General features: G+C 68.4%; 26 protein-coding genes. 16 read left to right on the top strand and 10 right to left on the bottom strand.

Features of this window, described 5'->3' with window-relative positions:
- Window positions 1-6: 6 nt before the first annotated feature.
- From cbiB to ACSFA0_RS13980, 5 genes are all read left to right on the top strand, one after another.
- On the top strand, window positions 7-1,002 hold the full coding sequence (cbiB, locus tag ACSFA0_RS14000; protein WP_435450767.1) for an adenosylcobinamide-phosphate synthase CbiB: 996 nt from the start codon (window positions 7-9) through the stop codon (window positions 1,000-1,002).
- A gap of 26 nt (window positions 1,003-1,028) precedes the next feature.
- A complete protein-coding gene (locus ACSFA0_RS13995; RefSeq protein WP_435450766.1) occupies window positions 1,029-2,066 on the top strand; it encodes an aminotransferase class I/II-fold pyridoxal phosphate-dependent enzyme in 1,038 nt (345 codons plus the stop codon).
- A gap of 143 nt (window positions 2,067-2,209) precedes the next feature.
- Complete coding sequence (locus tag ACSFA0_RS13990) at window positions 2,210-3,730, top strand: sensor histidine kinase (RefSeq protein ID WP_435450765.1); 1,521 nt, start codon at window positions 2,210-2,212, stop codon at window positions 3,728-3,730.
- A complete protein-coding gene (locus ACSFA0_RS13985) occupies window positions 3,730-4,329 on the top strand; it encodes a response regulator transcription factor (RefSeq protein ID WP_435450764.1) in 600 nt (199 codons plus the stop codon). The genes ACSFA0_RS13990 and ACSFA0_RS13985 overlap by 1 nt, the downstream gene beginning before the upstream one ends.
- Before the next feature lie 149 nt (window positions 4,330-4,478).
- Window positions 4,479-4,967: a GlcG/HbpS family heme-binding protein gene (locus tag ACSFA0_RS13980; protein ID WP_435450763.1), complete on the top strand. Its 489-nt coding sequence runs from the start codon at window positions 4,479-4,481 to the stop codon at window positions 4,965-4,967.
- 4 nt (window positions 4,968-4,971) lie between these two features.
- Here ACSFA0_RS13980 and ACSFA0_RS13975 read toward each other — a convergent pair whose 3' ends face one another.
- From ACSFA0_RS13975 to ACSFA0_RS13965, 3 genes are all read right to left on the bottom strand, one after another.
- Entirely contained in the window at window positions 4,972-5,142 is a 171-nt protein-coding gene (locus tag ACSFA0_RS13975; protein WP_435450762.1) for a hypothetical protein, read from the bottom strand.
- Window positions 5,143-5,263: 121 nt separating this feature from the next.
- Window positions 5,264-6,034 (bottom strand): flagellar brake protein, encoded by a 771-nt coding sequence (locus ACSFA0_RS13970; protein WP_435450761.1) that lies wholly within the window; start codon window positions 6,032-6,034, stop codon window positions 5,264-5,266.
- A gap of 92 nt (window positions 6,035-6,126) precedes the next feature.
- Window positions 6,127-7,041 carry a LysR family transcriptional regulator gene (locus ACSFA0_RS13965; protein WP_435450760.1) on the bottom strand — a complete coding sequence of 305 codons (915 nt, stop codon included), beginning with the start codon at window positions 7,039-7,041 and terminating at the stop codon, window positions 6,127-6,129.
- 201 nt (window positions 7,042-7,242) lie between these two features.
- Here ACSFA0_RS13965 and ACSFA0_RS13960 point away from each other — a divergent pair, with 201 nt between their 5' ends.
- From ACSFA0_RS13960 to ACSFA0_RS13945, 4 genes are all read left to right on the top strand, one after another.
- Complete coding sequence (locus ACSFA0_RS13960; RefSeq protein WP_435450759.1) at window positions 7,243-8,124, top strand: alpha/beta hydrolase; 882 nt, start codon at window positions 7,243-7,245, stop codon at window positions 8,122-8,124.
- Window positions 8,125-8,279: 155 nt separating this feature from the next.
- A complete protein-coding gene (locus ACSFA0_RS13955; protein ID WP_435450758.1) occupies window positions 8,280-9,533 on the top strand; it encodes an efflux RND transporter periplasmic adaptor subunit in 1,254 nt (417 codons plus the stop codon).
- 41 nt (window positions 9,534-9,574) lie between these two features.
- Window positions 9,575-12,841 carry an efflux RND transporter permease subunit gene (locus ACSFA0_RS13950; RefSeq protein WP_435450757.1) on the top strand — a complete coding sequence of 1,089 codons (3,267 nt, stop codon included), beginning with the start codon at window positions 9,575-9,577 and terminating at the stop codon, window positions 12,839-12,841.
- Window positions 12,842-12,876: 35 nt separating this feature from the next.
- Window positions 12,877-14,352: an efflux transporter outer membrane subunit gene (locus ACSFA0_RS13945; protein WP_435450756.1), complete on the top strand. Its 1,476-nt coding sequence runs from the start codon at window positions 12,877-12,879 to the stop codon at window positions 14,350-14,352.
- On the opposite strand, the gene ACSFA0_RS13940 is transcribed toward ACSFA0_RS13945, so the two are convergent.
- The 4 genes from ACSFA0_RS13940 to rpsU form a co-directional block, all read right to left on the bottom strand.
- Window positions 14,277-14,501, bottom strand: coding sequence for a hypothetical protein (locus ACSFA0_RS13940; RefSeq protein WP_435450755.1), 225 nt, complete (start codon window positions 14,499-14,501; stop codon window positions 14,277-14,279). The genes ACSFA0_RS13945 and ACSFA0_RS13940 overlap by 76 nt on opposite strands.
- 90 nt (window positions 14,502-14,591) lie before the next feature.
- Complete coding sequence (locus ACSFA0_RS13935; protein WP_435450754.1) at window positions 14,592-15,074, bottom strand: NUDIX domain-containing protein; 483 nt, start codon at window positions 15,072-15,074, stop codon at window positions 14,592-14,594.
- Entirely contained in the window at window positions 15,074-15,523 is a 450-nt protein-coding gene (locus ACSFA0_RS13930) for a GatB/YqeY domain-containing protein (RefSeq protein ID WP_435450753.1), read from the bottom strand. The genes ACSFA0_RS13935 and ACSFA0_RS13930 overlap by 1 nt, the downstream gene beginning before the upstream one ends.
- Before the next feature lie 95 nt (window positions 15,524-15,618).
- A complete protein-coding gene (rpsU, locus tag ACSFA0_RS13925; RefSeq protein WP_068628364.1) occupies window positions 15,619-15,831 on the bottom strand; it encodes a 30S ribosomal protein S21 in 213 nt (70 codons plus the stop codon).
- 119 nt (window positions 15,832-15,950) lie between these two features.
- On the opposite strand from rpsU, the gene ACSFA0_RS13920 reads away from it, so the two are divergent.
- On the top strand, window positions 15,951-16,349 hold the full coding sequence (locus tag ACSFA0_RS13920) for a hypothetical protein (RefSeq protein WP_435450752.1): 399 nt from the start codon (window positions 15,951-15,953) through the stop codon (window positions 16,347-16,349).
- Window position 16,350: 1 nt separating this feature from the next.
- Here the strand turns inward: ACSFA0_RS13920 and ACSFA0_RS13915 are convergent, their stop codons facing one another.
- The 3 genes from ACSFA0_RS13915 to ACSFA0_RS13905 are packed head-to-tail and all read right to left on the bottom strand — an operon-like array spanning window position 16,351 to window position 19,498.
- Window positions 16,351-17,571 carry a BaiN/RdsA family NAD(P)/FAD-dependent oxidoreductase gene (locus ACSFA0_RS13915; protein WP_435450751.1) on the bottom strand — a complete coding sequence of 407 codons (1,221 nt, stop codon included), beginning with the start codon at window positions 17,569-17,571 and terminating at the stop codon, window positions 16,351-16,353.
- The gene (locus ACSFA0_RS13910) at window positions 17,571-18,362 is read right to left on the bottom strand and encodes a YaeF family permuted papain-like enzyme (protein WP_435450750.1); all 792 of its coding nucleotides are present in this window, start codon (window positions 18,360-18,362) and stop codon (window positions 17,571-17,573) included. Before ACSFA0_RS13910 ends, ACSFA0_RS13915 begins: the two co-directional genes overlap by 1 nt.
- Before the next feature lie 5 nt (window positions 18,363-18,367).
- Window positions 18,368-19,498: a sterol desaturase family protein gene (locus tag ACSFA0_RS13905; RefSeq protein WP_435450749.1), complete on the bottom strand. Its 1,131-nt coding sequence runs from the start codon at window positions 19,496-19,498 to the stop codon at window positions 18,368-18,370.
- 236 nt (window positions 19,499-19,734) lie between these two features.
- On the opposite strand from ACSFA0_RS13905, the gene ACSFA0_RS13900 reads away from it, so the two are divergent.
- From ACSFA0_RS13900 to ACSFA0_RS13875, 6 genes are read left to right on the top strand one after another with little or no spacing between them, the layout of a single operon-like run.
- Window positions 19,735-20,379 carry a DMP19 family protein gene (locus ACSFA0_RS13900; RefSeq protein ID WP_435450748.1) on the top strand — a complete coding sequence of 215 codons (645 nt, stop codon included), beginning with the start codon at window positions 19,735-19,737 and terminating at the stop codon, window positions 20,377-20,379.
- Window positions 20,376-21,566 carry a DUF4303 domain-containing protein gene (locus ACSFA0_RS13895; protein ID WP_435450747.1) on the top strand — a complete coding sequence of 397 codons (1,191 nt, stop codon included), beginning with the start codon at window positions 20,376-20,378 and terminating at the stop codon, window positions 21,564-21,566. The genes ACSFA0_RS13900 and ACSFA0_RS13895 overlap by 4 nt, the downstream gene beginning before the upstream one ends.
- Window positions 21,566-22,042 carry an SMI1/KNR4 family protein gene (locus ACSFA0_RS13890; RefSeq protein WP_435450746.1) on the top strand — a complete coding sequence of 159 codons (477 nt, stop codon included), beginning with the start codon at window positions 21,566-21,568 and terminating at the stop codon, window positions 22,040-22,042. The genes ACSFA0_RS13895 and ACSFA0_RS13890 overlap by 1 nt, the downstream gene beginning before the upstream one ends.
- Window positions 22,039-22,626, top strand: coding sequence for an immunity 22 family protein (locus ACSFA0_RS13885; protein WP_435450745.1), 588 nt, complete (start codon window positions 22,039-22,041; stop codon window positions 22,624-22,626). The genes ACSFA0_RS13890 and ACSFA0_RS13885 overlap by 4 nt, the downstream gene beginning before the upstream one ends.
- Complete coding sequence (locus ACSFA0_RS13880; protein ID WP_435450744.1) at window positions 22,623-23,624, top strand: CbrC family protein; 1,002 nt, start codon at window positions 22,623-22,625, stop codon at window positions 23,622-23,624. Before ACSFA0_RS13885 ends, ACSFA0_RS13880 begins: the two co-directional genes overlap by 4 nt.
- Entirely contained in the window at window positions 23,621-23,947 is a 327-nt protein-coding gene (locus ACSFA0_RS13875; protein ID WP_435450743.1) for a hypothetical protein, read from the top strand. Before ACSFA0_RS13880 ends, ACSFA0_RS13875 begins: the two co-directional genes overlap by 4 nt.

Genomic DNA, 23,947 nt, shown 5'->3' with positions numbered 1-23,947 from the left:
CCCAGGATGCCCATGCTCATGAACGGACCCGCGCTCACCACCCTCGCCGTGGCCCTGTGCATCGCGCTGCTGGTCGACCGTGCGTGGGGTGAGCCATCCGCCCGCTGGCATCCGGTGGTGTGGATGGGCCGCTGGCTGGCGTGGGCAGGTCGCTGGGCCGCACCGGCCGTCGGCAGCGTTGCGGCCGGCGGGCGCGGTGGTCCGTTCTTGCGCGGCGCGATCGGCTGGTCCCTGGGTGCCTGTGGGGTGGTCGCACTGGCCGTGCTGCTGCAATCGGCGCTGTCAGGGCTGCCGGCATGGGCGGCGGCCCCGCTGCTGGGCCTGCTGCTCAAGCCGTTGCTGGCCTGGCGCATGCTGCGCGATGAAGTGCTGGCGGTCGACGCGGCGCTGGGCCTCTCACTCGATGCCGGCCGTGCGCAACTCGCCCGACTCGTCAGCCGCGACGTCGGGTCGCTGAGCGAAGCCGAAGTCCGCGAGAGTGCGATCGAGTCGCTGGCGGAGAACCTCAACGACTCGGTGATCGCACCGCTGTTCTGGTTCCTGCTGCTGGGCCTGCCCGGTGCGGCGCTCTACCGCTATGCCAACACGGCCGACGCGATGTGGGGCTACCGCGGCGAACGCGGCGGGCGGGTCTGGGAATGGGCCGGCAAGTGGGCCGCGCGGGCCGATGACGGCCTGTCCTGGGTGCCGGCACGGCTCACTGCGGGGCTGCTGGCGGGCGTGCCGCTGGGCTCCGCCGCACGGCGCGTGCGCTGGCGGGCTCTGCAGCGCGAGGCCAGGCACACACCGTCGCCCAACAGCGGCTGGCCGATGGCCGCCATGGCCCTTCGGCTCGGGCTGTGTCTGCGCAAGCCTGGGGTGTACACGCTGCATGGTGCGGGTGGCTCGCCGGCGCCGGGGGACGTGCGGCGCGCCGCGAGCGCGGGCGGCCGCGTGGTGCTGGCCGTTGGCTTGGCCGCGGCGGTGGGGGCGTTGCTGTCGCCCTGGCTCGCGATCGTGTGACGGCTTCTGCGTATGCTCGGGCCGTGATGGCTTTTCCTTCCGCGCGCACCGCAGCCGGCATGGTGCACGGCGGGCCCGATGCCGACGGCATCCCGGCGCACGACTTCTCGACCAACGGCAATGGCTGCGGGCCGTGCCCGGTGGCGCTCGCCGCGCTGCAAGCCGTGGATGCGGCGCATTACCCCGACCCGCACTACACGCTGCTGCGTGATGCGCTGGCCCGCTTTCATGGGGTCGAGGCGGCGCGCATCGTCGTCGCCGCGAGCGCCAGCGAGTTCATCTTTCGGATCACGTCCGCGTTCGCGGCGCGTGGTGGGCGCTACGTCGCGCTGCCGCCGCACAGCTATGGCGACTACCGTCGCGCGGCGCGGGCCGTGGGGCTGACGGCGGTGGCGCGCCGCGCGGGCGAGCGGCCGGATGCGCCGGCGCCTTCGCTGCACTGGACCTGCGATCCGTCGAGCCCGCTGGGCCAGGCGGAGCCGGCGCTCGGCGCGCACATCGAGCACCTGCCCGACGGCGACACTTGCGTGCTCGACCTGGCGTACGAGCCGCTGCGCCTGGACGGCGCCCTGGCGCTCACGGCCGCGCAGCGCGATCGGGTCTGGCAACTCGTCACCCCGAACAAGGCCTTGGGCCTGACCGGCATCCGTGGGGCCTATGCCATCGCGCCGCGGGCCGACCGGGACCTGCTCGAGGCGGTCGCGCAGCGCGCGCCCTCGTGGCCGGTCGGCAGCCACGGCGTGGCGTTGCTGGCTGCCTGGACCTCGCCGGACGCACAAGCCCGGCTGGCCGCTTCGCGGGCAACGCTGGCCGAATGGAAGGCGCGGCAGATCTCGATCTGCGAATCGCTGGGCTGGGCCTGCCTGCCGAGCGTGGCCAACTTCTTCTGCGTGCGACCGAACGTGACGGCGCTGGCGGCGCTGGCCGCCGCCGTGCGCGGGCACGGTGTCAAGGTGCGCGAGGCGGCGTCCTTCGGCCTGCCCGAGGCGCTGCGGCTGGCGGTGCTGCCGCCGGCGTCGCAAGACGCGTTGCACGCCGCCGTGCGGGCGTCGGGCGGGCGCTGAACGGCGGGCGGTCGACACCGCCAGCGGGCTTGCGTACCATCCGCAGCCCAGTCATGGCCCTTTCCGACACCCGACCCCCGTCCTTTCCCTCGCGCAGTCATGCCGGGTCGACGGCGACATGGGGCTGGCCGGCGGGGCGCCGTGTGGCACTCTGGCTCGGGCTGCTGCTGGTCGGCGTCGCGCTGCTGGCGGCGTGGCGCTACGCGCAGCTGGAGGCGCGTTTCGCCGACGAGGCGCGCACCCTGCATCGCACCATCGCGCAGCGCATCGGCCAGCACGACGCGCACCTCACCAGCCTGGCGGCGATCGCCCAGCTCGACGATCCCGCACATGTGAGCTTTCTCGCCGTCGCCGCCGCGGTGCAGAACTTCTACCCGCGCATCGCCTCGATCGACCTCGTCCGCATCGCGCCTGCGGTCGAGGTGCTGGCGTCGACCCGCACCCGCACCGCCGCCGCACCGTTCGCGCTGGCAGAGGTGCAGCAGCGCGCCGCCGCCCTGGCCGCGGGCCGGGCCGCGATGCTCGAGGCGCCTGCGGGCCCGGGCTACGCGCTGGTCAAGCGCATGGGGACGGCGCCGCCTTCGGCCCTGGTGCTGGTGATCGACGCGGCCCGGCTTCTCGAACCCGACGGTGCCGTCGAAGCCGGCACGCGGATGTGGCTCACCGATGCGCGCGGCACGGCTTTGGGCCGGGTGCCGCCGCCCGAGGAACGCCGCCTGGTCTCGTGGCCGCGAACGCTGCGCTTCGAGCAGGCCCTGCCGAGCACGAGCCAGCCGCTGCAGTTGGTGGTGACGCGTCACCCGAGCCGCGCCGAACTGCTGCCCGCCGGCTGGCTGCTGCTGCTGGCCGCCGGCGCGGCCGCTTTGCTGTGGCTGCAGGGTAGCGTGCAGCGCGTGCGTCGGGCGCGCCGCGAAGCCGTGCTGCAGGCGCGGGAACTGCGCCTCGCGCATGCGATGCGCGTCAACGGCCTGGGCGAGATGGCCTCGGGCATCGCGCACGAACTGACCCAGCCGCTGACCGCCATGCTCAGCCAGAGCCAGGCGGGCCTGCGGCTGATCGAGCAGGGCGCCGACGCGTCCGCGATGGTGCCGATCCTGCAGGCCAACGTGCGGCTGGCGCGGCGGTCGGGCGAGATCCTCGATCGCATCCGCTCCTACGTCAGCCAGCGCGACCCGGTGGTGACCTCCGCAGCGCTCAACCCGCTGGTCGGCGGCGTGGCCGACCTGGCACGCGCCGATCTGCAGGCGCGCGGCATCGCCCTGGAACTGGCGCTCGACACGCAGGCGCCCGTGGTGCGCATCGACGCGATCGCCATCGAGCAGGTGCTGCACAACCTGGTGCGCAACGCGGCCGAGGCGTTGCAGGGCGGGGCGGTCCGTGCGGCCGAAGGCGCGCGCATCGTCATCGCCACGCGAGGTGCCGGCAGCGGCGACACGGTGCAGGTCGCGGTGCGCGACAACGGGCCGGGCATCGGCAGCGAGCAGCTGGGTCGACTGTTCGAGCCCTTTTTCACGACCAAGCCCGGCGGCATGGGCCTGGGCCTGTCCTTGTGCGAGCGGCTGGTCGAGACGCTTGGCGGGCGCATCGAGGTGCGCAGCGTGCCGGGCGGGGGCAGCGAATTCATCGTGCACCTGCGCAGCGCGCCGGCGGCAGCGGGCGTGTGATGGCGCACCCGGTCTTTCTCATCGACGACGACGCCGACGTGCGCGAGGCGCTGGCGCTGCTGCTGCGCACGCTGGGCTACCAGGTGCAGGCCTTCGACGGCGCCGCGGCCTTCCTGGCGCGCGAGCCGGCCGGGGCGCCGGGATGCGTGGTGGCCGATGTGCGCATGGCGGGACTCTCGGGATTGCAGTTGCTGGAGCGGCTGCAGGCCGACCCCCTGCCGTTGCCGGTGGTCATCATCACCGGGCATGGCGACGTGTCGGTGTGCCGCCGTGCCTTCCGCGGCGGCGCGGTCGACTTCCTCACCAAGCCGGTCGACGAGCAGGCGCTGCTCGAGGCGGTGCAGGCCGGCATGGCCCGGCTCGACGAAACGGCCGCGCTGCAGGCCGAGCGCAGCCAGGCCCACGAGCGGCTCGACCAGCTCAGCGCCCGCGAGCGCGAAATCATCCGTCTGGTGGCCGACGGGCTTTCGACCAAGGAGATCGCGCGGCGGCTGGACCTGTCGCCGCGCACGGTCGAGAAGCATCGCGCCGGCATCGCCTTCAAGCTCGGCACCGGCTCGGTGGCCGAGATGGTCCGGGTCGTGCTGTCGACGAGCTGACGCGTCGCCCGAGGTGTGGGCCGGGTGGGTAGAACTACCCAGCCCGGCGGGTAGCGCTCCGGCTGTTCGCGCGGCGCGCCGGAAACGAGACTCCCTGCTGAGCCGGATGTCCGGCTTTCCAAGACACGCAAAGACACGGAGTCATCGCCATGAACACATCCCGCCTTCTCATCGCTGCCGCATTGGCCGCCGCACCGCTGCTGGGCCAGGCCCAGGTCCTGCAGGAACGCAACCTCTCGATGGCGCTCGCGCAGGAGATCGCTCAGGCCGCCGTTGCAGCCTGCACGCAGAAGAACGTCAACGTGACGGCCACCGTGGTCGACCGCGCCGGCCTCGTGCGCGCCGTGCTGCGCGCCGACAACGCCGGCCCGCACACCATCGACGCGAGCCGCGCCAAGGCCTACACGTCGGTGTCGACCCGCGCGCCCACGGCCAACCTGGGCGAGAACGCCCAGAAGAACCCGGGCGCGCAGTTCCTCAACGACATCCCCGGCTTCCTGCTGCTGGCCGGCGGTGTGCCGATCCGTGCCGGCGACGTGGTGATCGGCGCGGTTGGTGTCGGCGGTGCGCCGTCCGGCGCGACCGATGCGGAATGTGCCGTCGCTGCGCTGGATATGGTCAAGGACAAGCTGAAGTAAGAGATCAGTCCTCGGCGGACTCTTCGCCGGGTTGCTCTTTCAGTTTTCTGTTGCGCACCTGCTTCATCATTTCTTCGCCCTCGACGTCCTTACCGTCGGTGGGCACGGACTCCTCCTGGGTGATCTCGGGTTCTTCGCGGTGATCGGGCTGGGCGGGCTTCGGTGGGGTGCTCATGCGGTTCTCCTGGATGAAGAACGGACCATGGCGTGCCCGTACCGCGGTGTGCGGCAGGGCAACCCGCCCTTGCGTGTCGGCGAATGCCGACGACTTGCGATCTGCCGTGCAACGCACGGCGTCAGCGCCCCAGCGCGTTGCCCTTCAGTTCGAGCTGCGTGATGAGGCGCTGCAACTTGCCTTCGACGTTGCCCGGCAGGGTCCGAAAGCGAAAGCCCAGCAGATGGCGTCGGCCGCCGTTCGGCAGGACGGTCGGGCGGTGCGACACGAGTGCCAGGTCGATCGACAGTCGGCCGAAGGTGCCGAGCGCCAGTTCGCAGTTCTGCAGGGCGGTGCCGATCGACCAGTCGGCCACGCGCGGGTCCGTGGTGCGGATGCCGACACCGCCGAGCGACAGGTCGTGCACCTCGAAGCGGAACGCGCCGCCGTCGGGCACCGACGCCGTGCAGGTGTAGGCGTGCTGCACCGGCGTGCCGACGCGGAAGTGTTCGCGGCGCTGCAGGTAGTACAGCACCTCGGGGAAGTCGACCTCGAAGGCGGGCAACCCTTCATAGCGGGTTTCGCGTGGCGCGGCGGTGGCGAACTCGACACGCACGCCTTCGGGCTGGGCGCTGAACTGGCAGCGTTGTGCGGCGAGCAGGCCCTGGTTCTGCCGGGTCGACGCACCCCAGTCGACGGTGAAGGTGCGCGCGCGCGCATCCACGTCGAGCAGCTGCGTCACCAGTTGGCCGTTGGCGGACTGGATGGTGAGGAAGTCGCCGCCCGTGACGAGGCTGCGCAGCCGCGCACCGATCACGATCGGATCGCTGTGACCGAATTCGTCGTCGTGCTCGCTGGGCGAGGGGTGCGCCTGGCTCGACGCGTCGGCCTGGCCGCTGGAGTGGTTCTGCATGGTGTGCGGGAATGTGGACCCACCATCGATAACGGCATCCACCGGCCAAAGTTGAGGGTGCAGCGGGGAAATAGTTGCCGCAGGGCGCGGCGTCAGCTCTTTTGCAGCTGCGGGTGCTTGCCGAACAGCTCGGCCGCCCAGTCGACGAAGGCCCGCACCTTGGCGCTGAGGTGCCGGTTGGGCGGGTACACCACGTAGATGGGCAACGGCTCGCGTGTCCAGTCCGGCAGGATCTGGACCAGCTCGCCGCGGTCCAGGTAGGGCTGGGCGATGAAGGTCACCATCTGCGAGGCACCCAGCCCGGCGACGACCGCCATGGTATGCGCGTTGTTCTCGTTGACCGCCAGGCGGTACGGCGCATCGGGCTCGATGTGTTCGCCGTCCTTGTTGAATTCCAGCGGGTACATGCGCCGCGTGTTGCCTGAGAAATGATTCACCACGCGGTGGCTCCGCTCCAGGTCGTGCGGATGCTGGGGTACGCCGTGGCGCCGGATGTAGCCGGGTGAGGCGACGTTGATGAAGGGCAGGTAGCCGATGCGTCGCGCCACCAGCGACTGGTCGCTGATTTCGCCCACGCGGATCACGCAGTCGACGTTGTCGGCGATCAGGTCGACGATCCGGTCCGACACGCCCATGTCGAGCTGGATGTCCGGAAAGCGCTCGTAGAAGCTTTCGATGGCTGGAATCAGCAGCAGGGTGGCTGTCGACGAGCCGACGTCGATGCGCAATCGCCCCGACGGGTTGGCCTGGGCGTTGGTCATGCTGGCGTCCAGGTCGTCCAGTTCGGTGAGCAGGCGCGAGGCCCGCTCGTAATAGGCAGCGCCGTCGGGCGTCACGGTCACGCGGCGCGTGGTGCGGTTGAGCAGCTTGACGCGCACGCGCGCCTCCAGCGCCTGGATCTGCTTGGTGACCGTGCCCTTGGGCAGGGCCAGCGAATCGGCCGCACGCGTGAAGCTGCCCGTCTCCACCACGCGGGCGAAGACCCTCATTGCCTGGATCTGATCCATCCGGTTGTTCCTGCTCTTTGGTCGGCTTGTGGCCGCTGGCTGCCGCAGCCCGTCGCTGCGTCGGCGGATTCTCACACGCACGCACGGCGCCGATTGTTCGTCGTGGGGAAACGGTGAGATGGCAAAGTCCCTCTTTCGGCGGCGCCAGGCGCCCGTACATTTCATCCATCGTTCATCCACCCGACCGCCCACAGGTTCACCATGTCCACCCGCCCCGCGCCTTCTGCCACCGAGCCTTCCGGCCTTGCCGCGTTGCCGGCTGCGGCCGAGAACGACATCACGATCCTGTTGCCCAAGCGCGAACCCGTGGCCGCCCGCACCTACGGCGTGCGCACTGGCCGGGGCGTGCCGACCGACCGGCCCCTGGTGCTGCACTTCCACGGCGGCAATTTCTCCGATGGCGACCTCGACGACGGCCGGGCCGTGGCGCGCATGCTGGTGCAGGCCGGTGCCACGGTGGTGTCGATGGCCTATCCGCTGGCGCCGCTGCACCCGTTCCCGGACGCGATCGAAGTCGGCTACGAGGCGCTCGAGTGGCTCTACAAGCAGCGGACCAAGCTGGGCGGGAAGGGCGCACGCGTCTACCTGGCCGGCGAAGAAGCCGGTGGCAACCTGGCCGCGTCGCTGGCGCTGATCGCGCGTGACCGGGCCCACCCACCCCTGGCCGGCCAGATCCTGCTGTCGCCGATGCTCGACCCGTGCGCCGGTACCGCGTCGCTGCGCCAGGCGACCGGCGACGCCACCGACTGCAAGTACAGCGAGGGCTGGCAGAAGTACCTGCGCTGCCCGCGCGATGCCGAGCATCCTTACGCGGTGCCGGGCTCGTCGCGCCGCCTGGCCGACTTGGCGCCCACGCTGGTCCTGACCGGCCAGAACGACCCGATGCGCGATGAGGCCGTGCGCTACGCCAAGCGGCTCGAAGAGGCCGGCATCCCGGTGCGCAGCGAAGTGCTCGACGCCGCCCGGGGCTGGCCCGAGGCGCTGGCCGATCCGGCCACCTGTATCGACTGTCCGTGCGCACCGCTGGTGACGCAGCGTTTCCGCGAGTTCTTCGAGAGCACGCGCACGCCACCGCCGCACTAGGCGCCGGCCGGCGGGCCTCGGAGACAGGCCGCCGGCATCCCCCACCTTTCTGAATTCGGCAGCCGGACGCCCGGCGGCCTGGACTTTTGTCGCCCGGCGCCACGCGCCGGGTGGACCTTTGCTTTCGAAAAATCAACTTGAGGACGGAAACCATCATGAACAAGCAACCCGCCAACCCGCTCGTCGCCAACGCCCGCCGCGGCCTCTGGCCCACCGTGACGGCGCTGACCGCGGTCGCCGCCATCGTCTCGGCGATCTTCGGCCTGCGCCCGCTCGAGGCCGAAGCGAACACACCCGCCGCCGCCGCGCCCCGCGCGACGCCGGTGTCGGTCGCTGCCGTCGCGCAGACCGAGATCACCGCCTGGGACGAGTTCTCGGGCCGGCTCGAGGCGGTCGAGCGTGTCGATGTCCGTTCCCGGGTCGCCGGTGCGGTGCAGTCGGTGCATTTCCGTGAAGGCTCGCTGGTGAAGAAGGGCGACCTGCTGATCACCATCGACCCGGCGCCGTACGCGGCCGAGGTCGACCGGGCCGAAGCGCAGGTGGCGTCGGCCCAGGCCCGCGCCGCCTTCAGCCGCAGCGAGCAGGAACGCGCCAAGCGCCTGTGGGACGAGCGCGCCATCGCCCAGCGCGAGCTGGACGAACGCACCAACGCCGGCCGCGAGGCCGAAGCCAGCCTGCGCGCTGCCCAGGCGTCGCTGCAGAGCGCGCGCCTGAACCTGGGTTACACGCAGGTGAGGGCGCCGCTGTCGGGCCGCATCGGCCGCATCGAGGTCACGGTCGGCAACCTGGTGGCCGCCGGCCCCGGCGCGCCGGTGCTGACCACGCTGGTGTCGGTCAGCCCGATCTACGCGAGCTTCGACGCCGACGAGCAGACCGTGGGCAAGGCGCTCAAGGACATGGCGAGCGGTGGGCCGAGCGCGCGCCGGCCGATCGAGCAGATCCCGGTGCAGATGGGCACGGCTGCATCGGAAGGCACGCCCTTCGCGGGCAAGCTGCAGCTGATCGACAACCAGGTCGATGCCCGCAGCGGCACGGTGCGCGTGCGCGCCGCCTTCGACAACCCCGACGGTTCGCTCATCCCCGGCCAGTTCGCCCGCATCCGCATGGGCCAGGCCCACACCAGCCGCGTGGTGCTGGTGAACGAACGCGCCGTCGGCACCGACCAGAACAAGAAGTTCGTGATGGTCGTGAACGGCGAGAACAAGACCGAGTACCGCGAAGTCGTGCTGGGCGCGCCGGCCAACGGCCTGCGCGTGGTCACCCAGGGCCTGAAGCCGGGTGAGCGCGTGGTCGTCAACGGCCTGCAGCACGTGCGCCCTGGCGCGCTGGTCGCGCCGACGGTGGTGCCGATGGACGCGGCGCAGGCCAAGGCCCAGGCCGGCGCCACCCAGGTCGCTGCGACGAATTGAGCCCAGGCATTTTGCCCCTGCCGCTGCTCTGAAAGAACACCATGAATCTCTCGAAATTCTTCATCGACCGGCCGATCTTCGCCGGCGTGCTGTCGGTGCTGATCCTCATCGCGGGCCTGATCGCCATGCGGGCGCTGCCGATCTCCGAATACCCTGAAGTCGCGCCGCCCCAGGTCGTGGTCCGCGCCCAGTACCCGGGCGCCAACCCCAAGGTGATCGCCGAGACGGTGGCCACGCCGATCGAGGAGCAGATCAACGGGGTCGAAGGCATGCTCTACATGGGCAGCCAGGCGACCACCGACGGCGTGATGACGCTGACCGTGACCTTCCGTCTGGGCACCGACCCGGACAAGGCCCAGCAGCTGGTGCAGAACCGCGTCTCGCAGGCCGAACCGCGCCTGCCTGAAGAAGTACGCCGGCTCGGCATCACGACCATCAAGAGCGCGCCCGACCTGACGATGGTCGTGCACATGGTGTCGCCGAACAACCGCTACGACATCAACTACCTGCGCAATTACGCGGTGCTCAATGTGAAGGACCGGCTGGCGCGCATCGGCGGCGTGGGCCAGGTGCAGATCTTCGGCGGCGGCGACTACGCGATGCGCGTCTGGCTCGATCCGCAGAAGGTGGCGCAGCGCGGCCTGTCGGCCAGCGACGTGGTGGCGGCCATCCGCGGCCAGAACATCCAGGCGGCGGCCGGCGTGGTCGGCGCGTCGCCCGGCCTGCCCGGCGTGGACATGCAGCTGTCGATCAACGCACAGGGTCGCCTGCAGAGCGAGGAAGAGTTCGGCGACATCATCGTGAAGACCGGCACCGACGGTGCCGTGACCCGGTTGCGCGACATCGGCCGCCTCGAGATGGGCGCCGCCGACTATTCGCTGCGCTCGCTGCTGAACAACGACCCGGCCGTCGGCATGGGCGTGTTCCAGTCGCCGGGCTCGAACGCGCTCGACATTTCGAGCAACGTGCGCGCCACCATGGACGAGTTGGCCAAGAACATGCCCGAAGGCGTGGAGTACCGCATCGCCTACGACCCGACGCAGTTCGTGCGTGCGTCCATCGAATCGGTGGTGCACACGCTGCTCGAGGCCATCGTGCTCGTGGTGCTGGTGGTGATCCTGTTCCTGCAGACCTGGCGCGCGTCGATCATTCCGCTCTTGGCCGTGCCGGTGTCGGTCATCGGGACCTTCGCCGTGCTGCACATCCTGGGCTTCTCGATCAATGCGCTGAGCCTGTTCGGGCTGGTGCTGGCCATCGGCATCGTGGTGGACGACGCCATCGTGGTGGTGGAGAACGTCGAGCGCAACATCGAGGCGGGCCTGAGTCCGCGCGACGCCACCTACCGCGCCATGCGCGAGGTGTCGGGGCCCATCATCGCCATCGCGCTGGTGCTGGTCGCCGTGTTCGTGCCGCTGGCCTTCATCAGCGGCCTGACCGGGCAGTTCTACAAGCAGTTCGCGGTGACCATCGCGATCTCGACGGTGATCTCGGCGATCAATTCGCTCACGCTGTCGCCCGCGCTCGCCGCCTTGCTGCTGCGCGGCCACGACCAGCCCAAGGATGCGCTGACGCGCTTCATGGACAAGTACCTCGGCTGGCTGTTCCGCGGCTTCAACCGGCTGTTCCACCGCGGGTCGGAGGCGTACAGCGGCGGCGTGAAGAACGTCATCGGCCGCAAGGCGCTGATGATGGTGATCTACCTCGCGCTGATCGGCGTGACCTTCGGCCTCTTCAAGGCCGTGCCCAGCGGCTTCGTGCCGGCCCAGGACAAGCAGTACCTGATCGGCTTCGCGCAGTTGCCCGACGGTGCGACGCTCGACCGCACCGAGGACGTGATCCATCGCATGGGCGAGATCATGAAGAAGAACCCGAACATCGAGGACGCCATCGCCTTCCCGGGCCTGTCGATCAACGGCTTCACCAACAGCTCCAACTCGGGCATCGTCTTCGCCACGCTCAAGCCCTTCGCGGAGCGCGAGCGTGCCGACCAGAGCGGCGGCGCGGTGGCGGGGCAGCTCAACGGGGCCTTCGCCGGCATCCAGGACGCCTTCATCGCGATGTTCCCGCCGCCGCCGGTGGCGGGCCTGGGCACCACGGGCGGCTTCAAGCTGCAGCTGGAAGACCGCGCCTCGCTCGGTTACGACCAGATGGACGCGGCGGTGAAGGCCTTCATGGCCAAGGCGCAGCAGGCGCCCGAACTGGCCGGCATGTTCACCAGCTGGCAGGTCAACGTGCCGCAGCTCTATGCCGACATCGACCGCACCAAGGCGCGCCAGCTCGGCGTGCCGGTGACCGACATCTTCGACACGATGCAGATCTACCTCGGCAGCCTGTATGCGAACGACTTCAACAAGTTCGGACGCACGTACAGCGTGCGCGTGCAGGCCGACGCGCCGTACCGCGCCCGTGCCGAAGACGTGGGCCTTCTGAAGGTGCGCTCGACCACCGGCGAGATGGTGCCGCTGTCGGCGCTGATGAAGGTCAATTCGAGCTTCGGCCCGGAGCGCGCGATGCGCTACAACGGCTACCTCGCCGCCGACATCAACGGTGGCCCGGCACCGGGCTACTCGTCGGGCCAGGCGCAGGACGCGATCCAGCGCATCGCCGCCGAAACGCTGCCGCAGGGCATCGGCTTCGAGTGGACCGAGCTGACGTACCAGGAAATCCTGGCCGGCAATTCCGCCTTCCTCGTCTTCCCGCTGGCGCTGCTGCTGGTGTTCCTGGTGCTCGCCGCGCAGTACGAAAGCCTGACGCTGCCGATCGCGATCATCCTGATCGTGCCGATGGGCCTGCTCGCCGCCATGACCGGCGTCTGGATCTCGGGGGGTGACAACAACGTCTTCACGCAGATCGGGCTGATCGTGCTGGTGGGGCTGAGTGCGAAGAACGCGATCCTGATCGTGGAGTTCGCACGCGAGCTCGAATTCGCCGGCCGAACGCCGATCCAGGCCGCCATCGAGGCCAGCCGCCTGCGGCTGCGCCCCATCCTGATGACCTCGCTGGCCTTCGTGATGGGCGTGCTGCCCCTGGTGCTGTCGACCGGTGCCGGCTCCGAGATGCGCAAGGCGATGGGCGTGGCGGTGTTCGCCGGGATGATCGGCGTGACGGCCTTCGGCCTGTTCCTGACGCCGGTGTTCTACGTGCTGCTGCGCCGGTTGACTGGCAACCGCCCGCTCAAGCAGCACGGCGAGGTGCCGCACGACGTCGAGGCGTTTGCCCCGGCCGGTGACCTCTCGGCGGCGCATGGCGCCGGCGGCGGCGCCCCGCTGCATCCGCACCCCGCGGCACCCCGCCACCCGATCGAATGAACGGCGCACGACGCCCGACGCAGGAGCCTTTCCTCATGACTAGCTTTTCATCCTCTCTCGCTCGCTGGCTCACGCCGCTGGCCGCCGCGCTGGTGCTCGCTGGCTGCGCCTCGGTCGGCGAGCTGCCGGCCACGGTGGCCGCCCCGGCACAGTTCAAGGAAGCGCCGACGGCGCAGACCGGCACGGCGCCCGTGCAGCCGGCCGGCGACTGGTGGCGCGCCTTCAACGACCCCGTGCTCGACGACCTGGTGGCGCGTGCGGCCGTCAACAACACCAGCATCCAGCAGGCCGCCGCGCGGCTGGCCGAAGCGCGCGCGCTGGCGCGCAGCGTCGACTCGGACCGCTCGTTGCAACTCGGCCTGGGTGGCGGGGCCAGCCGGGCGCAGGGCCTGGACCGCAACCAGAGCAACCGGCCGTCGACGCTGTTGAACGGCGGCGCCAGCGTGTCGTACGAACTCGACCTGTTCGGCCGCCTGTCAGGTGCCAGCAATGCTGCGCTGCTCGATGCACAAGGCAGCGCCGCATCGCTGCAGAGCGCCCGGCTGCTGGTGCAGGCCGAGGTCGCGCAGAACTACCTGGCGCTGCGCGCGCTCGACGACGAGCGCACGCTGATGCGCGACACCGTCGAGGCCTACCGCGACACGCTGCGCCTGACCGAGCGGCGCGAACGCGCCGGCGACCTGGCCGAGCTCGACGTGGCGCGCGTGCAGACCGAGCTGGCTTCGACCGAATCCGACGCACTGGCGCTCGACCGGCAGCGCGCGCTCGCGGAACACGCGCTGGCCGTGCTGTTGGGCGAGACCGCCTCGCAGTTCAGCCTGACGCGCGAGGCATGGCGCACGGCGCTGCCGCGCATCCCCGCCGGCTTGCCGTCGACCGTGCTCGAGCGCCGGCCCGACGTGCTGGCCGCGCAGAAGACGGTAATGGCCGCGCAGGCCCGCGTCGGCGTGGCGCAGACGGCCTGGTTCCCGAGCATCTCGCTGACCGGCGGCGGCGGCTATGCGTCGTCGGACCTGGGCGACCTGTTCAAGTGGTCGGCCCGCTCATGGGGCATCGGCGCGCTGCTGTCGCTGCCCATCCTCGACGGCGGGCGGCGCGAAGCCGGCGTGCAGAGCGCCTCGGCCCAGCTCGACGGCGCGCTGGCCACGTATCGGTCGCAGGTGCTGGTGGCCTTCCGCGAGGTCGAAGACCAGCTCGCATCGCTGCGGCTGCTCGATGAACAGGCGGCGGTGCAGGCGCGGGCGGTGAGTTCGGCGGCGCGGGCCACGGCGTTGTCGGACACCCGCTACCGCAACGGCTACGTGAGCCAGCTCGACCTGTTGGACGCCCGCCGCAGCGAGCTGCGCAACCGCCGCCAGGCGCTGCAGGTGAGGGCGTCGCAGTACCAGGCGACCGTGGGCCTGATCCGCGCGATCGGCGGAGGCTGGGGCGATGCTCAGTTGGCCGCAGCAGAACCGGCAGCGGCCACGCGCATGAGCTCGGCCACGCCAAGGGAAAAGGCGCTGGAGTAAGTGGGTTGTGCCACGGCCGCGGTGCAGGCGGGGCGGTAGTACAGCGCGTCGGAGCCGGGGACCGGCTCGGAGGCGGCCATCATCATCCAGATGTACTGGCCATCGGCGCGTTGCTGGACCGTGAGGGCGAGGTCGTGGGTGGCTTGCATGTAGTCAATTGTATTAACTTTCATGCGCCGTCCCGCCCGGCACAGGGTCGCCGGGCCACCTGCAGGTGCTGCCGGCGACGTTTGAACCGATCACTCCACCGCACGTGTCGCCGCGTCGGCAAGCGCCGCGCGCATCATGGCGATGGCGCGCCGATAGGGCTCGGCGAAGCCGTCGAGCGCCGCATCCGGCGCGAGCCAGCGGAAGCGGAAGACCAGGCCGTCTTCTTCCGGGCTGCCGCTGGCAACGTGCTCGAAGGTCTCGGGCAGCGCGCCGCCCGTTCGCAGCAGGTAGACATGCCACAGCTGGGCATGGCGGTGCACATTGCCTTCCACCCCGGCTTCGCACTCGCGGTCCATCGTGCCCAGCGACTGCAGCGCCCCGTCGTGCACGATGCCCGATTCCTCCAGCAGCTCGCGGCGCACGGCGTCGTCGGGCGTTTCGCCGGGTTCGACCGTGCCCTTGGGCAGCTGCATGCCGCCATCTTCCGGATGGTCGAACACCAGCAGGCGGCCGCGGCTGTCCACCAGGCAGGCGCAGGCCTTGAGGACCGGGCTGCGGGCCTCGGCGGCCATCAGGCGCCCGACAAGGCCGCCTTGACCGCGGCGCTGACCTGGCCCATGTCGGCCTTGCCAGCGAGTTTCGCCTTGACCGCGCCCATCACTTTGCCCATGTCGCCCGGGCCCTTGGCGCCCAGTTCGGCGACGATCGCCTTCACTTCGACCGCCACTTCCTCGGCGCTCATGCGCTGCGGCAGGTAGACCTCCAGCACCTTGATCTCGGCCGATTCCTTGTCGGCCAGATCGGCACGGCCCCCGGTCGTGAAGGCGGCGATCGAGTCCTTGCGCTGCTTGACCATCTTGTCGACGATGGCCACGACCAGGGTGTCGTCGAGCTCGACGCGCTCGTCGACTTCCTTCTGCTTCATGGCAGCCAGCAGCAGACGGATGGTGCCCAGGCGCTCGCTGTCCTTGGCGCGCATCGCCGTCTTCATGTCTTCGGTGATCTGTTCCTTGAGGGTCATGGCTTTCTTCTTTCTTCTCGACGGACAAAAACAAAAGCCGCGGCAGGTTTCCCCGGCGCGGCTCGGTTCACTGGCGTGGGCCAGTGAAGCGCTGCTTAGAACAGCTTCTTGGGAAGCTGCATGCTGCGCACGCGCTTGTAGTGGCGCTTGACGGCCGCAGCCTTCTTGCGCTTGCGCTCGGCCGTCGGCTTTTCGTAGAACTCGCGGGCGCGCAGGTCGGTCAGCAGACCGAGCTTTTCGATGGTGCGCTTGAAGCGACGCAGTGCGACGTCGAAGGGCTCGTTTTCTTTAACGCGGATGGTGGTCATTGATAAATCGTTGAACTGAAGTTGGCCGGGGGAGATCGAGGCCCCAGGCCGGGGTTCCTCAACTGAAAATTTGGAGGCCGTTGAGGGGAGGCCAAAGTTAGCCAGATATTATAGACCGAATGCTGCAGCACGCCTTTTTGCTCAATGGGACGTACCGACTCGCGATGGCCGGGACGCTGGCCGTGCTGCTTGGCGCCTGTGCAACGCCTGTTCCTCCGTCGGCGAGTCCAAAGGCCATCGTCAGTGTGGCGTGGACCACGGCAGACTTCGCCACACCGATCCACCAGGCTTTCGCATGCCAGCCCGTCGGCATCCTGGTCACGACGCGCGGCTACCAACCGGGCGAGGCGATGACCCTCAAGATCGGCGAAACGCACGATGCCGGTTTCCAGCGGACGCTGCACGGGACGGTCGATGCCGATGGCAAAGCGCGTTTGAGCTGGCAAAACGACACGTGCGACGCGATGGATGCGCCCAACGGTGTGCCACCGAACCCCGCTGACGAAGAAAAGCGCTGAATCAACCGGGCTGCAGTGCCTGTGCACACGCATACGCGCTGGCCCAAGCCCATTGAAAGTTGTAACCGCCCAGCCAGCCTGTCACATCGACCACCTCGCCGATGAAATAGAGGCCGGGCTGCTTCGATTCCATGGTTTGCGACGACAGGTCGCGCGTGTCCACGCCGCCCGCCGTCACTTCTGCCTTTTTGTAGCCTTCGGTCCCGGTCGGCGTGATCTGCCAGCGCGCGATGCGCTCCGACAACTGCGCGAGCGCGCGGTCGGGTGCCTCGTTGATCGGACGCTGTAGCGCAGGCTCGTTGCCGACCCATGCATCCGCCAGCCGGGACGGCACCAGCGCCGCCAATTCGTTCACGATCTTCTTGCGCGAGCGCGACTTGGCTTCGCCGAGGGTTTCGGCCACGTCCGTGCCGGGCGCAAAGTCGATGCTCAGCGGCATGCCTTCGCGCCAATAGCTAGAGATCTGCAGCACCGCCGGGCCGGACAGCCCGCGGTGCGTGAAGAGCAGGTCTTCGAGAAAGTGCATGCGCTGCTTCTTGCTGCCGGTCTCGATCTGTACCGGCAATGCGAGGCCGGCCAGGCTTGCATACGGCGCCCATCCTTCACCGGCGAAGGTCAGCGGTACCAGCGCCGGTCGCAGCGCGACCATGCGCAGGCCGAACTGCTGGGCGATGCGGTAGCCGAAGTCGCTCGCGCCGAGTTGCGGGATCGACAGCCCGCCGGTGGCGATCACCACCTGCGGCGCATCGACCGGGCCGCGGTCGGTTTCCAGGCGGTAGTGCCCGCCTGCAGTACCTTCGGGTGCGGTGTACGCGATGCGCTTCACGCCGCACGGCTGCCAGCGCACGACACCGCCTGCATCGCACTCGGCCAGCAGCATGTCGATGATCTGCTGCGACGGTCCGTCGCAGAACAACTGGCCCTTGTGCTTCTCGTGGTACGCGATGCCGTGCTTGTCCATCAACCCGATGAACTGCTGTGGCGTGTAGCGCGACAGGGCCGAGCGGCAGAAGTTCGGGTTCTCGCTCACGAAGTGGCGCTGCGGCGCGCGCACGTCGATGTCGCGGTTGGTGAAGTTGCAGCGGCCGCCGCCCGAGATGCGGATCTTCTCGGCCACGCGATCGCTGTGGTCGATGAGCAGCACACGGCGTCCGCGCTGGCCCGCTTGCGCGGCGCAGAAGAGCCCGGCGGCGCCCGCGCCGATGACGACGGCGTCGAACATCAACGCGCTGTCGTCCCGTCGGCGGTGATCACCGGCGGCGGGTTGTATTTGAGGTGGCCGACATAGCGCAACGGTTGCGTCGCGGGAATCGACGGCACGTCGCCCTCGCGCATGTGCAGCAGGTCGGCCGGGCTCACCCAGCGCGGGTCGGCGGTAGTCACGGGCAGGCCCGCCTGGTTGTAGGCTTCCAGCACGAACTGCGAACAGAAGAACTGGTCGTCGCGGCTCGCACCGAGTTGCACCGTGGCGAAGCCGCGCAGACAGAAATCGCGCGCGGCGCCGGGGATCAGCGGCAGCTCGCAGATGCGTCGGTTGAGCACGAAAGGTGCGTTCAGCAACACACCGACGGTGTTGTAGCGCGTGCCGACCTGCGACAGCGCCCAGCTACGCAGGCGCCGTGCATGCTCGGCGTCGATGCCGGGGTGACGGAAGGCGACCACCATCTGCTCCTCGGCCACCACGTCGTCGATGCGTCGTGCACGCACGCCGTCGCCCACGGCTTCGGCGACCTGCCCGTCACCGATGTACAGCACCGCATGGCTCACCGGCGAGAAGGTCCCCAGCCGGATGCCGAAGGAGCCCAGCGTCGCGACCGACGTGAGCAGGATGTCCCCCGGCTCCAGCGCGCTCGACGCGATCAGCTCGCCGCCGTTGCCCGGCGCGATCGCCGAACTCTGGACGTTGAGCCGCGGCAGCCCGCCGTTCTCTGCGGATTCAAAGCGCGAGGCGCAGCCGGCCAGCAGCAGGGCGGCGCAGAGCAAGGAGGCGCCACGCAGGCGAGTCGGGTCCAAGGCGCTCACCCCTTCCACACGAACGGAAACTTCAGCTGCTTGAAGAAGCCGTTGGGCACGTAGTCGCCCAGCACGCCGTAGCGTTCCGGCCAGAGCTTGGTGCTCTTCACCGCCGTGCCGAAGAGGTAGTCGAGAAAGGCGTAGTGCGCTGCGTAGTTGCGGTCGAGCGCTTCCTGGTCTTGCGCATGGTGCCAGTGGTGGAAGTTCGGCGTGACGATCAGGTAGCGCAGCGGCCCGAGCCGTACGTTCACGTTGCAGTGGTTGAACACCGCCTGGAAGCCGACCACCACGATGTACGCGTCGATGACTTCCTTGCTGAAGCCCAGCACATAGATCGGCGCCAGCACCAGCGTGCGCGTGAGCAGCAGCTCCAGGATGTGCTGACGCGAGCCGGCCATCCAGTCCATGCTCTTGACGCTGTGGTGCACCGCGTGCAGGCGCCAGAGCACCGGCACCTCGTGGTAGGCGCGGTGCGTCCAGTACTGCACCAGGTCGGCCACCAGGATGATCAGCAGCACGCCGGCCCAGAACGGAAGGCCGGCGATCCAGCCGCGAATGCCGTCGTTGGCGGCCCAGCCGAAGAGCTTGTGCACCAGCAGGTTGGTGGCCAGCAGCACGAAGCCCACGATCATGTGGTTGACGACGAAGTGATGGAAGTCGGTCTGCCATTCGGCGCGGAACACCGGCTGGTCCTTGCGGTGCGCGAACAGCTTCTCGATGAAGATGAAGATCAGCGCCGAGCCCAGCAGGTCGAGGATGAACCAGTCCAGGCCGATGTAGGGCGTGTTGTCCGCGAAGTCGTTCACCGGCACCTTGTGGCCGCCCAGCAGCGCTGCCGAGACGATCAGCAGGAAGGCCGCCGACGACAGCCAGCGCGAGCGGTTGAACACGATGTTGACCAGCGCCAGCCCGCCCGCCACGACCATCGCGACCAGCAAGATGGTGCGCATGAGGTCGACGTTGTAGCTGCGGCGCAGCTCGGGCGTGGTGAGGTACTGCGGGAAATGGAAGGCCAGCACCCCGAGGAAGCACAGGATGCCCAGGCTCAGCGCGATGGTGCCCGTGACCAGGCCCTTGCCGCGCTGCAATTCGCCGTGGCTACCGGCCAGTTCATTGAGTTTGTCGAGGTCCAGCATTTCAGCTCGTTTTCCACTGGCATCTGAAGTGGAGGATTGTTAGAGGCGCACCAGCGGCGTCATGGCAAAGGTGCAGGAGCGTCACAGAAAGCTGGTTGCGCGCAACTATTTGTCGCGTTTCCAATCCGGATCGCGCGCCGCCGCCATTCCTGCTGCTTATTATCTCGCCGCGTAACAAACAGTATGCCTGCCACGGCACGAGCGGGCAGCTGGCATTTCGATTCAGGGGGAGATGGATGAGCCGTTACCGCATTGCCGGTGTATCAATCACCGAGACAGATATCGTGCTGACGTTGGCCGATGGCCGCACGCTGGCGACGCCGATCCGCCGCTACATCCGCGTGGAAAAGGCAACGCCGTCAGAGCGGCTTGCCTGGGCGCTGACGGACGACGAACACGGCCTGAACTGGCCCGCGCTGTGGGCGCCGCATCCACAAGGCATGGTCGATGTGTGGGACATCCTGCAGGACGCGCTGTATGAAGAGGCCCTTGGTCGACTCAAGGACGCAGGATGGAAGGTGTCTGCGATCACAAAGCGGGACTACGAACTGGTCGCGCTGTGGCGCGCCGAAGCCGACATCAACAATGGAGGCTTTCTGCAGTTTCTCGGGAATTGGGGCGAGGACAATCTGCTCGTCGCCATCGCTTCGTTGGAGGCTATAGGTGCGAAAGAGGCCGTCCGCATCCTGCGTGCCATGTATGCGGTGGTTGAACCATACGGCCAGACCGAGGAAGTCGTCTCGCTGGCGGAACTGCCCGGCCTGTTGTCAGAGGCAGAGCGTGATCGTCTCTATGAACTCGACCAGGCTTTCTGGGCCTACCCGGACCCGTTGTCCAGGCTCGTGGTGGAGCACTACGGCGCGGACGCAGGGGTGCCATGAAGGCACGTGCGGCATTCGACTGGAAGGGCCTGGAGGAGGCGGCCATGGAGCATGTGATCGCGACCGTGCGCCAGGTGCGCGAGGCGCATCCAGACGAGCGCATCTACGGTGCGATGTTCCATGCGTTCTACGGGGATGGCTCGGTCATCTACTGGCCCTGCCTGACGGTGGGTACCGAGGAGACGCTGGCGCAGGTCGAGACGCGGTACCGCGCAGAACACGGGCCTGAATACGAGGTGGATGTTCGCTGGTCGGGGGCGGACCTCGTCCATCACAGCGAGCCGGGTGGTGCCGAGGATGCATGGGCCATGAGTTGCCACGGATTTGCCGCACGCGATGGAAGTTTCGCTGCGTGGGAAAAGGTCTATGACCGGTTTTTGCACTGCTTCCCGCGTGCTGCCAGGCGCGCCCGCACGGCGCTTGTCCGGACAGGTGCCGTCGGCAAGGACTTCGTCGTCATTGCCGCGGACGAAGCCGGTGAGCTCGTGCCGCTGAGCCTCACCCAGGCGCAGGTGCGCAGGCATTTTCCGAAATATGACAAGGCCGAGCAGGAGCGGCAGCGTATCGCGGCACTCCCAGTGGAGGCGCGGATCGCGGAGTTGCTGCCACATGCGGTGCAAGGTGTCAGTGAGCCTGGCATCCTGGTCGGCGAATACGAGGGATTGCTCCGCCAGGTCGGAGAACCCGCGGTCGCTGCGCTGGTCGATGTCGTCACAGGGGCCGCACAAGGAGCGCCTGTCCACGCAATCATGCTGCTGGCCGAGATCAACCACGACACTCCGGCGCTGGTCGACGCCCTGACCGCGGCCATGCTCGACCGGAAAGCCGATATCAGCACGCGTGCCTGGGCGGCTGCTGCGCTTGCGCGACTCGACCACATGGGCCTTGTCGTGGCGCACCTTCCGGCGTTGCCCGTCGAAATCGCAGCCCGGGGGATTGCTGCGCCATACCGCTCCTTCCGTGACCGTGGCAAGCATCGCCCGCTCGACTACCGCCCGTTGGAGGCCGCGCTGCGCATGCATCCGCAGATTGAAGCCGCGCTTGCCCCGGAGCTTGCACCGGGGCGCGGCTATTGCACTATCACCGACGAGGAGGTGGCGGCGGCCCGGGCCGGCCTGGATTCCACCTTCGAGTTGATCCGCATCCATGCGGCGACCGTGCTGGAAGATCACGAAGGGAAGTTGTGATGACCCACCCCATGCCACCACTCGCGCTTCACCCGCTGCTGCGAGGGAATTTCTCACAGTCCAACATGGCGTTGCCTTGGAACTTCGCCGCAGTGGATGACTGGACCACGATGCAGATCGGTTACCGGGTACACGGCGTCACAGGAGAACGTCTCGTCAGCACCGATGAAGGTGGTTGGCATCCGGACTGGTGGGTGTTCGCGTCGAACTATTTTGCGGACCCTTTTCTCATCGACCTGCGCGACGGCGAATCCGGTTTTCCTGTCCTGTTTGCCCATCACGGCGCGGGGCGGTGGGATGCCATCCGCATTGCCGATTCCGCCGCACAGTTCGAAGGCTGGCTTCGTGCGCTGGGCGAGTTGGCTGCGCAGCCGCAACAGGCTGCGGAATTCGTCGAATTGCACATGCCGCGCAACGAATTCTGGGCTGAGGCGGCTACCGGCTTCCGCGAAGAAGACGAGGATTCGGACACATGACAAACAAGACGTTCACCGAGAGCGACATCCGCGCCCTCGTAGACGAAGCGCTCACGCGCACGCCGCGCGGTGGCTTTCCTGAAATCGAACGCCGCGAGGGGTTGACGCCCGGAGTGCTGTTCGATTGGGTCGAGCGCTACGGCCCGCCGCGCCCACCCATGCCGTTTTCGGCGCTGCACTTCTGGATCGGTAACACGCCATTGTCGGAGCACGATTTCGGCATGTATTTCAACTATGCGGAGGATTACTGGGCGCACGACGTGGAGGACATCGAGGCCGGCCAGGAAGACATGACCGGCTGCGGCTTTTGCATCGATCTGAACACGCGCTTCCTGTACGACGAAGACCTGCTACTGGTGATATGGCTGGCCGAATCCGCGCCCGTGGCGCAAGTGGTGGCGCACAGCACGCTGGAAGCGGACGCTTCCGCGCAGGCCATCGTGGCGGCCTGCGCCCAACGAGGCATCCACACCGCCAACGCGATGTTCGTGTACGCCGACCCGACGCAGGCGATTGCGGATACGGAAAAGCGCTACAACGGACTGCCATACATCGGTCTTTTCACCAGCAAGGACATCAGATGACCGGTTCTCGGAAACCCCAGATACCCGGTGCCAACCCGCCCGCCAGTGAAGATGACATCCTTCGTTGCGAAGCAAGTATCGGTGTGGCGCTGCCAGCCTGGTTGCACGATCAACTGTTGTGTGAGAACGGCTGGGAGGTCACGGACACGCACGGCCCCACCCGGAAGAAATGGCGTTTCCTGCCGGTGCTCGACCGCTCGGACCGCAAGCGCATGTCGGCAACGGCGGAAGACATCGCACACCACACGCGGCAATTGCGTTCGACACCGCATCTTGCGGCTGGCGTGCCGCCGGGTGTGGTCGTGGTGGCTTTGGCATGGCATGAGAACACCCGGCTCGTGTTGCTGCCGGACCCTGCAGACCCGGCACGGCTGGGCGATGCGTTGTACCGGCAGAACGGTGTCGCGTTGCCGCTGGAGGGTACGTTCGCTTTCGAGACCCTCGGCCGCAAGCCACAGCCCGCGCCTGGCTCGCGGCTGCGGCCGGCGGGGGAACTGCCGGCATTCCGCTACCACCCGGACCCGGTGGCGACCGGCGCGGTCGGGGCAGCACCCGACGCCGTGTGTCCGTGCTGTGGGCTGTCCACAGGCTGGGCGTATCGCATGCAGCCCTACGGCGCTGGCAACCAGCCGGACCACCTCTGCCCGTGGTGTATCGCGGATGGCAGCGCGGCGGCGCGCTTCGGCTCGGAGTTCGTGAGCGACTTCGCCTCGGGCGAGGTTCCGAAAGAGGTCGTGGACGAGATCAACCTGCGTACGCCGGGCTACCTGAGCTGGCAGGGCGAGCGCTGGCAGGTGTGCTGCGGCGATGCAGCAATATTCCTCGGCCCCGTCGGTTGGGATCGGTTGCAGGCATTGCCCGATGCGCAGCAGTTGATCATCGATGACGGTTGGTCTGTCGATGCCTTGACGAACATGCGCGCGGATGGCGATGTGTGTGCGTATCTGTTCCGTTGCAGTCACTGTGGTCGGCACCTTGCGCATGCGGATGCATCATGAACAGCAAGCCCATCGAGCAAAGAAGGACGGTGGCCAGACGATGGCCGCTACGACTGGGTTGGGGTGTCGTGACGGCGTTGGCGGCGCTGGGCGCGCTGGCCTGGAGCGCGCAGGCCAGCGTTCCGACGCGCTCGCAGCATCTGGCGGCGATCCAGACGCGAATGGCCACAGGCCTTCCGATGCGTGATGGGGTGGACAGCCTGTTCAGGCAGAACGGCTTGCACGTCATGTACAACGCCCCTTGGGGTCTGTACTCCTACGCTTGCGTCAAGGACTGCATGGTGATCTCGTGGGGCGTCCTGGGGCGGGTCTATATTTTTTGA

It is taken from the genome of Variovorax restrictus (genome assembly GCF_051216715.1).
Classification (GTDB): domain Bacteria; phylum Pseudomonadota; class Gammaproteobacteria; order Burkholderiales; family Burkholderiaceae_C; genus Variovorax.
This window is presented reverse-complemented; position numbering and strand designations above follow the sequence as displayed.

Coding starts and splice junctions, on each gene's coding strand:
- ACSFA0_RS13970 (WP_435450761.1), bottom strand. CDS start 6,034: ATGCAGAACCACTCCAGCGGCCAGGCCGACGCGTCGAGCCAGGCGCAC.
- ACSFA0_RS13890 (WP_435450746.1), top strand. CDS start 21,566: ATGACCCACCCCATGCCACCACTCGCGCTTCACCCGCTGCTGCGAGGG.
- ACSFA0_RS13980 (WP_435450763.1), top strand. CDS start 4,479: ATGAACACATCCCGCCTTCTCATCGCTGCCGCATTGGCCGCCGCACCG.
- ACSFA0_RS13885 (WP_435450745.1), top strand. CDS start 22,039: ATGACAAACAAGACGTTCACCGAGAGCGACATCCGCGCCCTCGTAGAC.
- ACSFA0_RS13985 (WP_435450764.1), top strand. CDS start 3,730: ATGGCGCACCCGGTCTTTCTCATCGACGACGACGCCGACGTGCGCGAG.
- ACSFA0_RS13950 (WP_435450757.1), top strand. CDS start 9,575: ATGAATCTCTCGAAATTCTTCATCGACCGGCCGATCTTCGCCGGCGTG.
- ACSFA0_RS13945 (WP_435450756.1), top strand. CDS start 12,877: ATGACTAGCTTTTCATCCTCTCTCGCTCGCTGGCTCACGCCGCTGGCC.
- ACSFA0_RS13955 (WP_435450758.1), top strand. CDS start 8,280: ATGAACAAGCAACCCGCCAACCCGCTCGTCGCCAACGCCCGCCGCGGC.
- ACSFA0_RS13915 (WP_435450751.1), bottom strand. CDS start 17,571: ATGTTCGACGCCGTCGTCATCGGCGCGGGCGCCGCCGGGCTCTTCTGC.
- ACSFA0_RS13965 (WP_435450760.1), bottom strand. CDS start 7,041: ATGGATCAGATCCAGGCAATGAGGGTCTTCGCCCGCGTGGTGGAGACG.
- ACSFA0_RS13975 (WP_435450762.1), bottom strand. CDS start 5,142: ATGAGCACCCCACCGAAGCCCGCCCAGCCCGATCACCGCGAAGAACCC.
- ACSFA0_RS13875 (WP_435450743.1), top strand. CDS start 23,621: ATGAACAGCAAGCCCATCGAGCAAAGAAGGACGGTGGCCAGACGATGG.
- ACSFA0_RS13960 (WP_435450759.1), top strand. CDS start 7,243: ATGTCCACCCGCCCCGCGCCTTCTGCCACCGAGCCTTCCGGCCTTGCC.
- rpsU (WP_068628364.1), bottom strand. CDS start 15,831: ATGACCACCATCCGCGTTAAAGAAAACGAGCCCTTCGACGTCGCACTG.
- ACSFA0_RS13880 (WP_435450744.1), top strand. CDS start 22,623: ATGACCGGTTCTCGGAAACCCCAGATACCCGGTGCCAACCCGCCCGCC.
- ACSFA0_RS13920 (WP_435450752.1), top strand. CDS start 15,951: ATGCTGCAGCACGCCTTTTTGCTCAATGGGACGTACCGACTCGCGATG.
- ACSFA0_RS13930 (WP_435450753.1), bottom strand. CDS start 15,523: ATGACCCTCAAGGAACAGATCACCGAAGACATGAAGACGGCGATGCGC.
- ACSFA0_RS13905 (WP_435450749.1), bottom strand. CDS start 19,498: ATGCTGGACCTCGACAAACTCAATGAACTGGCCGGTAGCCACGGCGAA.
- ACSFA0_RS13995 (WP_435450766.1), top strand. CDS start 1,029: ATGGCTTTTCCTTCCGCGCGCACCGCAGCCGGCATGGTGCACGGCGGG.
- cbiB (WP_435450767.1), top strand. CDS start 7: ATGCCCATGCTCATGAACGGACCCGCGCTCACCACCCTCGCCGTGGCC.
- ACSFA0_RS13900 (WP_435450748.1), top strand. CDS start 19,735: ATGAGCCGTTACCGCATTGCCGGTGTATCAATCACCGAGACAGATATC.
- ACSFA0_RS13935 (WP_435450754.1), bottom strand. CDS start 15,074: ATGGCCGCCGAGGCCCGCAGCCCGGTCCTCAAGGCCTGCGCCTGCCTG.
- ACSFA0_RS13895 (WP_435450747.1), top strand. CDS start 20,376: ATGAAGGCACGTGCGGCATTCGACTGGAAGGGCCTGGAGGAGGCGGCC.
- ACSFA0_RS13940 (WP_435450755.1), bottom strand. CDS start 14,501: ATGCAAGCCACCCACGACCTCGCCCTCACGGTCCAGCAACGCGCCGAT.